Source organism: Streptomyces sp. Y2F8-2, from assembly GCF_014905555.1.
Classification (GTDB): Bacteria; Actinomycetota; Actinomycetes; order Streptomycetales; family Streptomycetaceae; genus Streptomyces; species Streptomyces cynarae.
This window is the reverse complement of the sequence record NZ_BNGS01000016.1, coordinates 44,335-58,299: the sequence shown is the minus strand read 5'-3', so window position 1 is coordinate 58,299 and position 13,965 is coordinate 44,335. Positions and strand designations below refer to the sequence as shown.

Sequence of the window (13,965 nt, the reverse complement as noted above, 5' to 3'; positions counted from 1 at the left end):
CAGGCCTACGCGGCCGCCGGGCCGGACACCGTCCAGCCCGGCGTCTGCGGGTGCGCCGTCAGGTCCTCGTGGCGCACTTCCTCGCCACAGACGGAGCAGGTGACGACCGGGACGAGTTCGTTGCCGCAGATGTGTTCGACCACCATGGGGCGATCGCCGTCTTTCCTGAGATGGCGGTCGCCCCATTCCTTCAGGGTCATCAGGACCGGCTCCAGTTCCAGACCCGCCGCCGTGGCCCGGTACTCGAAGCGCTGCGGGCGCTCGCTGTAGAGCCTCTTCGTCAGGATCTCCGCCTCCACCAGCCGCTTCAGCCGCGCGGCCAGGATGTCGCGCGGCGCGCCGATGTTGCGCACGAGCTGGTCGAACCGCCCGTTGCCGAGGCACACCTCGCGCAGGACGAGCAGGGAGTACTTCTCGCCGACCAGGGCCAGGGTGTCGGCGATCGAGCAGGGGCGCGGGTCTTTGGTGGCGGCCATGAGGCCAGTCTAGGCGAGGGTTTGTTTTTCCAACTCTGCGCGTTATGGTGGGTCCAGATTTCCTACTCACCGGTAATCACCGCACCGGCAGCCGCCGGGCAAGGAGGCCCGCACCATGCGTGACGCCGTCATCGTCGAAGCCGTACGCACCCCGGTGGGCAAGGGGAAGCCCAACGGCGCCCTCGCCCACGTCCACCCCGTGGAACTCCTCGCGCACACCTTGCGCACCCTCGTCGAGCGCTCCGGCATCGACCCGGCGCTCATCGACGACGTCATCGGCGGCACCGTCGACCAGGTCGGCGAGCAGGCCATGAACACCACCCGGTACGCCGTCCTGTCCGCGGGGTTCCCGGAGACGGTGCCTGCGACCACCGTCGACCGCCAGTGCGGCTCCTCCCAGCAGGCCGTGCACTTCGCGGCGCAGGGCGTGATGTCGGGCGCGTACGACATCGTCGTGGCCTGCGGTGTGGAGTCCATGAGCCGCGTACCGATGTGGTCCAACGTGCCCCCCGGCAAGGACCCCTTCGGGCCCGGTGTCGCCGAGCGCTACCCGGAGGGCCTGGTACCGCAGGGCATCAGCGCCGAGCTGATCGCCGCCAAGTATTCGATCGACCGTGAGCAGATGGACGCCTTCGCCGTCTCCTCGCACCGGAAGGCGGCGGCGGCCTGGGACGCCGGCCTGTTCGACGCGGAGACGGCGCCCCTGGAGGGCCTCAGGCGCGACGAGTGCGTACGCCCCGGCAGCACGCCCGAGATCCTCGCCGGACTCAAGCCCGCCTACTACGACCCCACGTTCGCCGAGCGGTTCCCGCAGATCGAGTGGAACGTCACCGCCGGCAACGCGAGCCCCATCAACGACGGCGCCTCCGCCGTGCTGATCACCTCAAGCGAGACCGCGGCCCGCCTCGGACTGCGCCCGCTCGCCCGGCTGCACAGCTTCGCGGTCACCGGCTCCGACCCGCTGCTGATGCTCACCGGGGTCATCCCGGCGACCGAGAAGGTGCTGCGCAGGGCGGGGCTGACGCTCGACGACATCGACCTGTTCGAGGTGAACGAGGCCTTCTCCTCCGTCGTCCTGGCCTGGCAGCAGGAGACGGGTGCCGACCTCGACAAGGTCAATGTGCACGGCGGGGCCATCGCGATCGGCCACCCGCTGGGCGCGAGCGGCACCCGCCTGACGACGACGCTCGCGCACGCACTCCGCACGCGCGGAGCCCGCTTCGGCCTGCAGACGATGTGCGAGGCGGGAGGCCTCGCCAACGCGATGATCCTCGAGGCGGTCTAGAGGCGCCTGGAGGCGGTGTCGGCCAAGAGGCGGTCCATGGGCGGTCCAGGCACGGTCCACTGCGGTGCAGTGGCGGTCCAGTGGCGGTCCAGCGCCATGACCGGAAAGGTTCACCGGCTCCCGACGCCCGCATCGGCACTAGCGCCCGCGCAGGTGGTGGCGCTTGCGCCAGGCCACCACCGCTCCGGCCAGCGCGGGCACCGCGATGAACGCCAGCGCGATCAGGAAGGCCGGCGAGGTCGGCTTCGCGGCACGGGCTCCGGCGACCACGTACGCGGCGGTGTTCGGGACCGACCCGAGCGCCGTCGCGAGCAGGAACGGCGCCCAGCGCATCCGGGAGACGGCGGCGCAGTAGTTGGCCGCCCAGAACGGCACCCCGGGGAACAGCCGCGCCGCCATCATCGAGCGGAAGCCGTGCCGGCTGAGCTGCCCGTCCGCCGCCTTCAGCCAGCGCCCGCGCAGCAGCGGGCGCAGTGCGTCCTGCCCGAGCACCCGGCCGAGCCCGAACGCGATCCCCGCCCCGAGCACGGTGCCCGCGAGGGCCGCGCCCGTGCCGGGCTGGGAGCCGAACAGGGCGCCCGCCGCCAGATTCAGCAGCGGGCGCGGCACGAACGCGACCGTGCACAGCCCGTACGCCACCGCGAACACGACGGCCGCCGCGGCACCTCCGAGCTGCGGCGGCCAGCCGTGCGCCAGCAGTCTCTGCGGCTCGAACGCCAGCACACAGGACGCCGCCGCCGCGAGCAGCGCGACGAGCAGGGCGAGACGCGACCAGGGGGACAGCAGCACTCTGGTGCAACGGGCGGCGAAACCGGGCGATATGACGGCGGCGGCGACCGGTGCGGCTGTGTGCTCCGTGGCGGCGGCCCGCGCAGAGGCCGTGGCGGCGGCCCGGGGAGAGGCCGTGGTGACGGCCCGGGGAGAGGCCGTGGCGGTGCCGCCAGAGCGGGTGGTGGCATCGAGCATTCGGTGACAGTAACCGACGGGTGCGTGTGATCGCCGTATGGTCCGCCCCATGAGCGTGAGAGGCATCTCTCGTCGAACTCGCCCCGCGCGGAAAACCATTCGACGCCGGCGGACGAGTCGGCGATGCTCTACGGCATGTTCCGGTACGCCTTCGTCCTCGCAGCATCCGCCGTCGCGGATGCTCCGAAGGCTGCCGTCCCGCTCCTCGTGGCCGCAGTCGACGGCGCCCGAAGCTGACCCTTCCCGGATCGTCCGGCGGACCCCGCAGGGGGAGGGTCGGCAAGACCTTGGGGTCCCCGTCCCGGCCGCCTTTCCCGACGCCGGGGCCGTCACTGAGCACCACCGAAGAGGCTACGAGGTACAGCCATGCCCAAGACGGCATACGTGCGCACCAAACCGCACCTGAACATCGGCACGATGGGCCATGTCGACCACGGCAAGACCACCCTGACCGCCGCCATCACCAAGGTCCTCGCCGAGCGCGGCAGCGGCACCTTCGTGCCGTTCGACCGGATCGACCGGGCCCCGGAGGAGGCGGCGCGCGGCATCACCATCAACATCGCGCACGTCGAGTACGAGACGGACACCCGGCACTACGCGCACGTGGACATGCCGGGCCACGCCGACTACGTCAAGAACATGGTCACCGGGGCCGCGCAGCTCGACGGGGCGATCCTCGTCGTCTCCGCGCTCGACGGAATCATGCCGCAGACCGCCGAACACGTGCTGCTCGCCCGGCAGGTGGGCGTGGACCACATCGTGGTGGCCCTGAACAAGGCGGACGGAGCCGACGAGGAGCTGGCGGACCTGGTGGAGCTGGAGGTCCGCGACCTGCTCACCGCGCAGGGGTATCCGGGGGACTCCGTACCGGTCGTACGCGTCTCGGGGCTCAAGGCCCTGGAGGGCGACCCGCGTTGGACCGCGGCGATCGACGCGCTGCTCGACGCGGTGGACACGTATGTGCCCATGCCCGAGCGGTACGTGGACGCGCCGTTCCTCCTGCCGGTGGAGAACGTGCTCACCATCACCGGCCGCGGCACGGTCGTCACCGGCGCGGTCGAGCGCGGCAGAATCCGGGTGGGCGACCGGGTCGAGGTGCTCGGCGCGGAAGTGGAGACGGTGGTCACCGGTCTGGAGACCTTCGGCAAGCCGATGGAGGAGGCGCAGGCGGGGGACAACGTGGCGCTGCTGCTGCGCGGGGTGCCGCGCGACGCGGTCCGCCGCGGGCACGTCGTCGCGGCGCCCGGCAGTGTGGTGCCGAGCCGGCGCTTCACGGCGCGGGTGTACGTGCTGTCGGCCCGTGAGGGCGGGCGTACGACGGCGGTGTCGACCGGTTACCGTCCGCAGTTCTACATCCGTACGGCGGATGTCGTCGGGGACGTCGACCTCGGGGAGACGGCGGTCGCCCGCCCCGGCGACACGGTCACGATGACGGTCGAGCTGGGCCGTGAGGTCCCGCTGGAGCCGGGGCTGGGGTTCGCGATCCGTGAGGGCGGCCGGACGGTCGGCGCCGGCACGGTGACGTCGGTGGTCTGACGGTGCCGTCCGAGCGGGTGCGGGGAGGCCGCGGTCTTCCCGCACCCGCACAATGGAGCCGTGAGCGAGCCCGTACCCGTCACCCGTACCACCGACCACGGCACCGCCAAGCTGATGCCCGACGTCGACCGTGAGCGGGCCTGGCTCCTCACGGTCGACGGGGCGCCGCAGTCGTACGTCGATCTGGACGCCCCGACACATCTGGAGTTCGAGTACGCGCGACGGCTCGGCCATGTGCTGGACACGGCCGCGGAGCCGGGGCGGGCGCTGGACGTGGTGCACCTCGGCGGGGGCGCGCTCACCCTCCCGCGCTATGTCGCCGCGACCAGACCCGGCTCACGGCAGGACGTGGTCGAGGCCGACCGGGGCCTGCTGGACCTCGTCGTGGAGCACCTGCCGCTGCCCGCGGGCTCCGGCATCGCACTGCACCCGGCTGACGCCCGCGCCTGGCTCGAGGCCGCCCCGCCGTCCTCGACCGACATCGTGATCGCGGACGTCTTCGGCGGCTCCCGCGTCCCCGCCCACCTGACGACGGTGGCGTACGCGCGTGCCGCCGAGCGGGTGCTGCGCCCGGACGGCGTCTATCTGGCGAACCTCGCCGACGCCGCGCCCTTCGCCTTCCTGCGCTCCCAACTCGCCACATTCGCCACGGTGTTCCAGGAGCTGGTGCTGATCGCCGAGCCGGCCGTGCTGCGCGGCCGCCGCTTCGGCAACGCCGTACTCGTCGCCGGGCACCGGCCGCTGGACACGGCCCCGCTCGCCCGCCGGTGCGCCGCGGACGCGTTCCCGGCCCGCGTGGAACACGGCGCGGCGCTACGGGACTTCATGGGCGGTGCCGAGCCGGTGCACGACGAGAACGCCGTCCCGTCGCCCGAACCTCCCGACGGCGCCTTCAGCATCGGCTGAGGGGGTGCCGTGTCCGGCGCTGCGGCATCCGCGGAGCGGGGTGGCCAGAACTTCTACTCGTCGGTAACATGTCGTCTGTGACAGTTGACAGCGCCTCGATGGGCGAGATGCTTGCCGCCGCGGTCCCTATGGTGCGCACCCTGAACCTCGAGTTCATCGAGGTGACCCCGGAGCGTGCCGTGCTCCAGCTCCCGGACCAGCCGGAATACCACAATCACCTCGGCGGTCCCCACGCCGGCGCCATGTTCACGTTGGCCGAATCCGCCAGCGGTGCCATCGTTCTGACAGCCTTCGGCGACCAGCTCTCTCGCGCGGTACCGCTCGCGGTGCGGGCCGAAATCGACTACAAGAAGCTCGCCATGGGACCGGTGACGGCCACGGCGACCCTGGGCCGCCCGGCTGCCGAGGTCATTGCGGAACTCGACGCGGGTGCGCGGCCGGAATTCCCTGTGAGCATCGCCATTCAGCGCGAGGACGGGGCCGTCACGGGCGAGATGACGGTGGTGTGGACCTTGCGGCTGAACGGGTGAGCCGGAGTCGAGCCATCTCGGCGCCGCGCTGCCGTCGGGGCGGGCCGAGTTCGGGCCCGGCCGTCTTCAAGGGCAGGGCCGAGACGTCTGCACGAACGCCGGCGACCTGACGCCGTCTGCCGGCCCTGTCCGGTCGCCCGGTGGCGCTCGGGGTGCCCAAGCCGGGTACAGGCGCGACCCCCGGCAACCACTCCTCCGGTTCGGCACGCAGACGAATCGTCGTGCCCCGTTGGCACAGCAAGCCCGACCGGAGTGATCAAGAGTTCGCCGATCGGCCGAAGTGCGTGCTGTCCGGCTGACCGCACCACCCGGGCGAAGGACCGACGCTGTGCAAGCCGCGTCCAGGCCCGGAGACCGCCACGGTTCAGGTGCACGCCGTCCCGGAGCGCGGCCTGCGCCATGCGGATCCTGTTTCTCGTCGCGGAGCGCGGCGGCCGGCTTGCCGCCGCCTGCCAGCCGGATGTTCAAGCCATCCTGCTTCTTCACATCACGCACGACCCCGGATCCGGCCGAGCCGGCCGGCACGAGACCGCCGATCCGTCACACGAGCTGGTCCGTACCCTGATGCTGCAGCTCGTCGACCGCATGCGCCGCGGCCATCGAGACCGCCGGGGACCCACGCACGACGCCGTTGTCGGGCCGGTGTCCTCAGCACCGGCGACGAGGCGGTACGCGCCCGGCGTACTCCCACCCAGAAGGGGGCGACTGACATGAACTCCACCAGCGCAGCGCCGGCATCGGCGAGCGGGACCAGAGCGTGCGGGGTCCTCGTCGCGCCCGGTGTCACCCTCTCCTGTGACGATCTCGGTTCCCCCGCAGGGGTGCCGGTCCTGTTGATCCACGGGCACCCCTTCAACCGCAGCATGTGGCGTCCCCAGGTTGAGGCGCTCGTCGACGCGGGGTACCGGGTGATCGTCCCCGACCTGCGCGGCTACGGGGAGAGCACGGTCGTACCGGGGAAGACGCTGCTGTCGGACTTCGCGCGGGATCTCGCGGAGCTGCTCGACCGGCTCGGGGTGGAGCGGGCCGTGGTGGCGGGGCTGTCGATGGGCGGCCAGATCGCCATGGAGATGCAGCGCAGTCACCCCGGGCGGGTGGCCGCGCTGGTGCTGGCCGACACCTCACCGGCCGCCGAGACCGAGGAAGGCAGGGCGTTCCGCAACGCGCTCGCCGACCGCCTGCCGGCCGAGGGCATGGACGGCTACGCGACCCAGGTGATCGACAGGATGATCGCGCCGCACCACGTGACCGGCCTGCCCGAGGTCGCCGGGCACGTACTGGGCATGATGCGCGGCACCGACCCGGCCGGGGCCGCGGCGGCCCTGCGCGGGCGGGCCGAACGGCCGGACTACCGCCCTACGTTGGAGGCGGTGCGGGTACCGACCCTCGTGATGGTGGGCGCCGACGACACCTACACGCCGGTGGAAGAGGCCCGGCTCATCCACGGGCTCGTCACCGGCTCGTCGCTCGACGTCATCGACGACGCCGCCCACCTGCCGAACCTGGAGCAACCGGAGCGGTTCAACGCCGCGCTGCTGGCCTTCCTCGATGCCCACCGAACCGCACTCGCGCCCGCGCACCCGCTGCTGGCGTACCTTCGCGACGCCGCCGACGGACGCTTCCCGCCCGCCGACGGGGCGGTCACGGTGCTGCCCGCGTTGCCCGGGGGACTGGAGTGCTCGGTCGCCTTCACCGGCCACGCCGTCGTCGCCACCGCGCTGCCCGGCGCACAGGTCCACGCGCACCGGCCCGACGGCTTCGGCGGCTCCCTGTCCCCGGACTTCCTGCGCGCCCTCGCCGGCCCCACGGGCCGCATCGGCAGCGTCGACGCCACCCTCGTCCACCGCGGCACCGGCGGCCCACCGCGCCTGCGGCCGATCACGGACGCCGACGACCACCCCAGGGTGCGGCACGCCCGGCAACTGCGCTCCGGCGTACGGGTATTCGGGGACGAGCGAGGCTTGGTCACTCTGGCGGCAGGACTCGCCGGGCGCACGGAACTCGGCATCGAACTGCATCAACCCGCGGACGGCGGTCGCGGACACGGCCGGGCGCTGCTCGCCGACGCCCTCACCCTGGTCCCGGAAGGGGAGCTCGTCCACGCTGCCGTCGCCCCGGGCAACGCCCGCTCCCTGCGCTCCTTCCTCGCCGCCGGGTTCACTCCGATCGGTGCCGAAGCGATCATCCGACCCGAACGGAGCCAGGCATGACAGCGCCTCGCCCGCACACCGCGGCGTCCGCCGTGACACGCCGCAGCTACGACACGGTGGCCGAACGCTACGCCGCCGAGATCGGCGACGAACTCCAGGGCAAGCCCCTCGACCGCGCCCTGCTGGACGCCTTCGCCGAACTGGCCGCCGACGGACCGATCGTGGACATCGGCTGCGGCCCGGGCCACGCAACAGCCCACCTGGCCCGCCGCGGGGCCCGTACCTTCGGCGTCGACCTGTCGCCTGCCATGTGCACCATCGCGCACCACACCACCTCCCTGCCGTTCGCCGCTGCGGACATGACCGCGCTGCCGATCCGCTCGCGGACGGTGAGCGGCATCCTGTGCTGGTACGCCGTGATCCACCTGAACCAGACCCGACGAGCCGCCGCCTACAGGGAATTCGCCCGCGTGCTGCGCCCTGACGGCCATGCCCTCCTCGCCTTCCACACCAGCGACGGCGACACCCGCCCCGGACAGGCAACACACCTCACCGAATGGTGGGACCGCCCCGTCGACCTCACCTTCCGCTTCCTCGACCCGGTCGCCGAAACGGCGGCCCTGGCCCAAGCGGGCCTCACCCTCACCGCACGACTCGACCGAGCCCCACACCCCGGACACGAGCACCCCAGCCAGCGGACCTATCTCCTCGTACGTCGGCTCGCACAGGCACAAGACCGCCCGAGCGACCCGATCGTCTAGGTGACCCGGGCATGCGGTCAGTCGCACCGCTCCGCCGGTGCCGGCCGCTCCAAGCCGCGGCTGTTCGAGGTGACGGCCTCGTACCGGCTCCGCAGACGGGCCTGCAGGGCGGTGTGGCGGAACTGGTACACGACGCCCGCCTGCCGGATCACCTTCAGCCGGTGTGCCGTGCGCAGGTGACGGGTGAACGAGCCGTACCCCAGGCCGTGGCTCCGGCTCACCACGACCGGTGTGAGCCGTAGGACGACCGCAGGCCCGAGACCGAGCAACCAGCCCATGGCCGCGCCGATGGCACAGCCGTAGCGCAACCCCGTGGACGGGCCGCCCTCGACGGCTCCGGCGAAGGCGGTCACCAGCCCGGTGGCGATGGTGGCGGTGAGGACGACGTAAACGGTACGCAACCAGTCGCCGCGGTAGCTCCGGGGCACGTTGATGCGTGTGTCGTCGGTCAGCGGCTGTGACCACAGGGCGAGCAGGCCGCCCTCACCGTGTGGGGTCAGGTCTCCGCCGAAGACCCCGAAGAAGAAGATGCCCAGGCTCGCACCCAGCCCCGCGAGGACTCCTTTTGCGAGGTAGGCGCCGTAGAAGAACGGCGCGGCCGGCGTAAGCCCCTTGCCCAGGACGTATCGAGCCTCGGCGGCTGTGGGCTTGCGGAGCCGCATGCCCAGTGGTCGGCCTCCTGCGCGATGCAGTTGGTTGAACGCCAGGACGCCGAAGACGCCACCGAACCCGCAGGCGGCCAGCGCGATGCCGACGAGCAGGACCGTGGACCGCTCGCCCGTGACGAGTGCCCCGAGCAGGCACAGCACCGTGGTGGACAGCGCGGCAGGGACCATGCACATCCCGGCGAGCCGGTCCGGGGACGCCCAGTTCGGTATCTGCCACCACCGCAGGTCGGTGCCTTCACCCAGGTGGAACGCGGTCCATTCGAGGAAGCGCAGCCCTCGGCGCCTGCGCCGTGCCAGGTTCCAGGCGCTGATCCTTCTCGTCGCGCGGGCCCACCACCGGCCGCGCCGGGAACCGCGAAGAGTGTCGCGGCGGCGCTCGTCCGAAGGGCCCGGAATTCCGGGTGCGTCGGGGTACACCCGGTCGAGGAACTGGTCGACGACCGTCTCCTGGATCTTGTCGTGGTCGCCCAGCGTCAGGAGTTCGGCCGGGTCGTGCTCAGGGCCCGGCTCGGGATAGGCGGCGTGCATCAAGGACACGTAGAGCGGGGTCTGCAGGGCGCGAGCCATCGGCCCGCCGGGGTGGGCGACGATGTGGTCGGCCAGGTTCTGCCAGACGGGCAGATCAGCGCCCGCGTTGCTCTTCGTCAGGTAGTGGGCGACGGCGTCTGCCTGCAGCGGGCGCAGCTGGAGCACCACCGGAGCGGCGATCTTGCGGCCGGGTGCCGTGGGCCTGACGTATTCGCCCGACCGGCAGGTGATCACGACCGGCAGGGCACCGGCCTCGGTGGCCACGGCTGTCATCGCCGCCTTGCGCAGCTCCTTGGGCATCTCGTCGAGCCCGTCGAGGAACAGTGCCACCCGGCCCTCGTCGAACAGCCGTGCCGCGGCTGCCGGGCCGTAGACGGAGTCCTTGCGCAGATGAGGCACCAGCCATTCCATCGCCTCGACCGCCAGCTCACGCAGCCGGCGCTCGTGCGGGTTCCAGCTGCTGAGCGTGATCCAGACGGGAACCCTGACGTCCGGGTTCTCCTCGCGGTCGTCGAGGGCGGCCAGCAGCAGGAGCAGCATGGCGGCCGACTTGCCGGTGCCCGCATGCCCCAGCAGAACTAGGCGGGCGGGGCCGGGAAGCCGGCTGTAGACCTGTGTGTAGAGGTCGTCGACGACACCGCTGTCGCTGTCCGACTCCGGGAGGACCTCGTCGCGCGGGCGGGAGAAGCGACGGTCCCAGATCCACTGGACCGGGATGGACGGCTTGTCGTCCAGGTCGTACACCCCTTTCTCAGCGCCCCAGAAGCGCCCGGATTCGGTCGCGAGATGGTGGGCAGCCGTGTCCAGATCCTCTCGTCGGCGCCTGAACAACAGGTTCACGGTCCCGATGGTTCCGGCTGCGACGGTCCCCGAGGCGATGACCCCGGCACCCTGTGCTCGAGCGTCTGCCGAAGCGTGACCGCGGGACGGAGAGCGACGTCGGGAAAGAAAGCCGGGAGCGTTCAGTCGCGCGAACGACCCGGCCCCTGAGGGTCCGCCGGAGTCCGACCGAACGTCACCGTCCCGATGTTCCACGCCGCCGCGGAACCGTGGTCGGCGCGGATGTCGACGTCACCGGCGACGTTCACACCGCCGTGGCCGAGCACACTCTGGCCGCCGGCCTGCTCGCCGGCCCTCACAGCGTCCACGAGCTCGGTCACCGCCCGCGCGAAGGCATCGTCCTTGCCGGCCGCGGCAGTGACGGCCAGTTCCACCTGCTGACGGGTCAGCTCACTGATGTGGCTGTCACCGACGGCCGTGGCTGCGGCCTCCTCTTCGAGTTCGTTCAGCACCGGGTGACCTGCCAGCTTGCCTGCCACCACCTCATGCAGCTTGTCCAACCCGGCATCGATCGCCGCGTCGACTTCGCCGTCCAGCCGCCCCGCCGCTCGACGCGCCTTGCGCACCGCCCACGCGATCACGTATCCCGTGACCACACCGGCTTCGATCACCACACCGCTCACATCCCGTCACTCCGAGCGCCTGTCGAGTGACACATCATGGGCGATCGCCGGGAAGAAGCTGCCGTCTTGCCCGAATCAGGGCCGATCTTGTCTTGGCCTGTTCCGTTCTGACGGATACGGCCGGTCGCGGTGGCCAGGTCGGGAGCGCTGTGGCCGGGCATCACGCCTGTCCGGCCCTGTCGTGATGGCCGGAACCAGGGACCCCCGGCCGGTGTCGATGGGCTCATCGGCCGCCGCGACGGCTCCGCCCGATGCCGGATGCCGACTGTCGGCCGATCCGGATGTCGGGCGGCTCGCAGGTGCTGGACCTCGCCGTGGCCCAGGGCGGCTTCGTCGAGACCACGTTCCCGGCGGCAGGCCACTACTCCTTCGTCCACCACGACATGCGCCACGCCGGGGCGGGGCCATGGGCACGGTGGAGGTGCCGCCGAGCCGGGCCACGGCCGCTCCCTGGCGGCCGACTCGGGCTGGTCGCCATGCTCGCCGCGGGCGGACACGGCGTCGCGCACGCCAAGGGCCGCCCCGATGGTCGTCCCATGACCGGGCCGGTGGCCTCGACCACAGGCCGCCGTGCGGCGAAGGCCCCGGCCGGGCGCGTTCGCCCTGGCCGGGGCCTTTCCGCGGCGGGCGGTGCCGGGACGGTGGAGGGAGTGGTCAGTCCCGGGCCGCGCGGGGCGCCGTGCCCACCAGCGTGCGGATCTCGAACTCCTCGTACTCCGACGGCTCCTGCTGCGGTCGCCGCACGCTCCCCAGCCACCCCAGCAGGAATCCCGCCGGGATCGAGACGATGCCCGGGTTCTGCAGCGGGAACCAGGCGAAGTCGATATGTGGATACACCGACGTGGGGGAGCCGGACAGCACCGGCGAGAACACCACCAGCAGCACCGAGCAGGCCAGGCCGCCGTACAGGCTGAGCAGCGCCCCGTGCGCGGAGAAGCGGCGCCAGAACAGGCTGTAGACCAGGGCCGGCAAGATCGCCGACGCTGCGATGGCGAAGGCGAGGAAGGCCAGACTGGCCGTGCTGATCTCCCACGGCAGCAGGGCCAGCAGCATGCCGAGGACACCGATGACGGCCGCCGCCATCCGCGCCACGCCCAGCTCCTCGGTCTGGGTCGCCTGCCCCTTGCGGATGACCTCGCCATAGAGGTCGTGGGCGAGCGAGGAGGCGGCGGCCAAAGTGAGTCCGGCCGCGACCGCGAGCAGGGTCACGAAGGCCAGACAGGAGATCAGCGCGGTGAGCAGGCCGCCGCCGAGGGACTGGGCGAGCAGCAGGACGGTCGCGTCGCCCCTGGGGTCGATCTTCGCGATGTACTCCCGCCCCAGGATCGCCGTCGCGCCCAGTCCGAGGATGCCGGCGGCGAGGCAGACGAAGCCGACGAGCCCCATGGCCCAGACGACCGACGTGCGCAGCACACGGTTGGTGCGGGGAGCGAGCAGGCGCATCACCACGTGGGGGAGCGCGGCGAGGCCCAGGACGATGGCCAGCTCCAGACTGAAGAAGTCGAGCTTGCTGGTGGTCCCGGCGCCGTAGCGCAGCCCGGACTCCAGGAAGCGCTGCCCGAGGCCGCTGCCCCGGGCGGCGGCCGACAGCAGCGCGTTGACGTTCCAGTGGAAGCGGGTCAGTACCAGGACCGCCATGATCGCCACGCCGGACACCAGCATCACGGCCTTGACGACCTGGATGAAGGTCGCACCGGGCATGCCGCCGAGCGCGGCGTAGACGATGACGATGGTGCCGATGGCGATCACGCACAGAGTGCGGACGGCCCGGCTCGGCTCACCCACGAACTGGGTCAGCAGGGCCACGCTGCCGATGAGTTGGGCCACCAGGTAGAGCGTGGTGATGACCAGGGTGCAGACGGCGAGGGCCAGGCGCACCGGCCGCTGGAGACGGGGCAGGCGCAGCGCCAGGGTGTCGCCGAGGGTGAACCTCCCGGAGTTGTGCAGGGGTTCGGCGACGACCAGCAGCACCGCCACCCAGGCGACCGTGGTCCCGCCCAGGTACAGCAGTCCGTCGTAACCGGTGAGCGCGACCAGGCCCGTACTGCCGAGGAGGGTCGCCGCCGACAGGTAGTCGCCGCACATCGCCAGGCCGTTGCGCAGCGGCGACATGTTCCGGTTGCCGAGGTAGAACTCGCTGATCTCGTCGCGCTGAGGAGCCGTCAGCAGCGCCGTGAACAGGGTCACCACGACGACGGACAGGAAGAGGACGAACGTCAGTTGCAGGCTGAACCGGTTCACGACGCTCGCGGAGACCGTCACCATGTGCCGAACCCCCTGGCCTGCGGCTCGCTGGTCCCACGGGCGTCGGCGCGCTCCAGCTCGTTGCGCAGTCGGCGCGCCGCCGGGTCGACGCGCCGGCTCATGTGCACGGTGTAGCGCCACACCGCGAGGGCCATCACGGCGAACTGGGCGAGGCCGAGCGCCAGGCCCACGGTGAGATGACCGGCCAGAGGCTGGTTCATCACACCCGGGGCGAAACTCGACAACAACACGTAGAGCAGGAAACCGCCCACGACAAGCGTCACCGCGACGGCAGCGAAGGCGCGGAAGGCTCCGCGAATCGACTGGAAATCGGGATGCTCGTAAAGGGACGGAACTCTCGTGGAATCCGCTGCCGGGGGAGACCAGTCGGCGGGTGGCGGTGGATAACCGTTCATGACGCACCTTCTTCGCTGCGTGTGCCGCGCTGCCGT

Annotated in this window: 11 protein-coding genes and 1 pseudogene; 6 read left to right on the top strand and 6 right to left on the bottom strand. The window is 71.7% G+C overall.

Translation table 11 applies throughout. The features are described 5' to 3' along the window. Nucleotides 1-5 precede the first annotated feature (5 nt). Entirely contained in the window at nt 6-476 is a 471-nt protein-coding gene (locus SY2F82_RS37095) for a helix-turn-helix domain-containing protein (RefSeq protein ID WP_200423495.1), read from the bottom strand. Between the two features lie 115 nt (nt 477-591). Here SY2F82_RS37095 and SY2F82_RS37090 point away from each other — a divergent pair, with 115 nt between their 5' ends. Beyond that, the gene (locus SY2F82_RS37090) at nt 592-1,761 is read left to right on the top strand and encodes a thiolase family protein (RefSeq protein WP_200423494.1); all 1,170 of its coding nucleotides are present in this window, start codon (nt 592-594) and stop codon (nt 1,759-1,761) included. A gap of 138 nt (nt 1,762-1,899) precedes the next feature. Here the strand turns inward: SY2F82_RS37090 and SY2F82_RS37085 are convergent, their stop codons facing one another. After that, a complete protein-coding gene (locus SY2F82_RS37085; RefSeq protein WP_200423493.1) occupies nt 1,900-2,727 on the bottom strand; it encodes a TVP38/TMEM64 family protein in 828 nt (275 codons plus the stop codon). Between the two features lie 366 nt (nt 2,728-3,093). Between SY2F82_RS37085 and tuf the strand changes: the two genes are divergently transcribed. The 5 genes and pseudogenes from tuf to SY2F82_RS37055 all read left to right on the top strand — a co-directional run bounded on the left by tuf (nt 3,094) and on the right by SY2F82_RS37055 (nt 8,610). Continuing rightward, the gene (gene tuf / locus SY2F82_RS37080) at nt 3,094-4,263 is read left to right on the top strand and encodes an elongation factor Tu (protein WP_200423492.1); all 1,170 of its coding nucleotides are present in this window, start codon (nt 3,094-3,096) and stop codon (nt 4,261-4,263) included. A 60-nt stretch (nt 4,264-4,323) separates the two neighbouring features. Then, nucleotides 4,324-5,169 (top strand): spermidine synthase, encoded by an 846-nt coding sequence (locus SY2F82_RS37075; RefSeq protein ID WP_200423491.1) that lies wholly within the window; start codon nt 4,324-4,326, stop codon nt 5,167-5,169. Nucleotides 5,170-5,267: 98 nt separating this feature from the next. Further along, nucleotides 5,268-5,699: a DUF4442 domain-containing protein gene (locus SY2F82_RS37070; RefSeq protein WP_374707244.1), complete on the top strand. Its 432-nt coding sequence runs from the start codon at nt 5,268-5,270 to the stop codon at nt 5,697-5,699. 710 nt (nt 5,700-6,409) lie between these two features. Next, nucleotides 6,410-7,246, top strand: a pseudogene (locus SY2F82_RS37065) (alpha/beta fold hydrolase); the annotation flags it as partial. Between the two features lie 659 nt (nt 7,247-7,905). Then, nucleotides 7,906-8,610 carry a class I SAM-dependent methyltransferase gene (locus SY2F82_RS37055; protein WP_200423489.1) on the top strand — a complete coding sequence of 235 codons (705 nt, stop codon included), beginning with the start codon at nt 7,906-7,908 and terminating at the stop codon, nt 8,608-8,610. Between the two features lie 17 nt (nt 8,611-8,627). On the opposite strand, the gene SY2F82_RS37050 is transcribed toward SY2F82_RS37055, so the two are convergent. The 4 genes from SY2F82_RS37050 to SY2F82_RS37035 form a co-directional block, all read right to left on the bottom strand. Next, the gene (locus tag SY2F82_RS37050; RefSeq protein ID WP_200423488.1) at nt 8,628-10,646 is read right to left on the bottom strand and encodes an NACHT domain-containing NTPase; all 2,019 of its coding nucleotides are present in this window, start codon (nt 10,644-10,646) and stop codon (nt 8,628-8,630) included. Between the two features lie 122 nt (nt 10,647-10,768). Next, nucleotides 10,769-11,260, bottom strand: a complete 492-nt coding sequence (locus SY2F82_RS37045) for a hypothetical protein (RefSeq protein ID WP_200423487.1) — start codon at nt 11,258-11,260, stop codon at nt 10,769-10,771. 663 nt (nt 11,261-11,923) lie between these two features. Beyond that, nucleotides 11,924-13,534, bottom strand: coding sequence for a cation acetate symporter (locus SY2F82_RS37040; RefSeq protein WP_200423486.1), 1,611 nt, complete (start codon nt 13,532-13,534; stop codon nt 11,924-11,926). Next, on the bottom strand, nt 13,528-13,929 hold the full coding sequence (locus SY2F82_RS37035) for a DUF485 domain-containing protein (protein ID WP_200423485.1): 402 nt from the start codon (nt 13,927-13,929) through the stop codon (nt 13,528-13,530). The genes SY2F82_RS37040 and SY2F82_RS37035 overlap by 7 nt, the downstream gene beginning before the upstream one ends. Between the last annotated feature and the right edge of the window lie 36 nt (nt 13,930-13,965).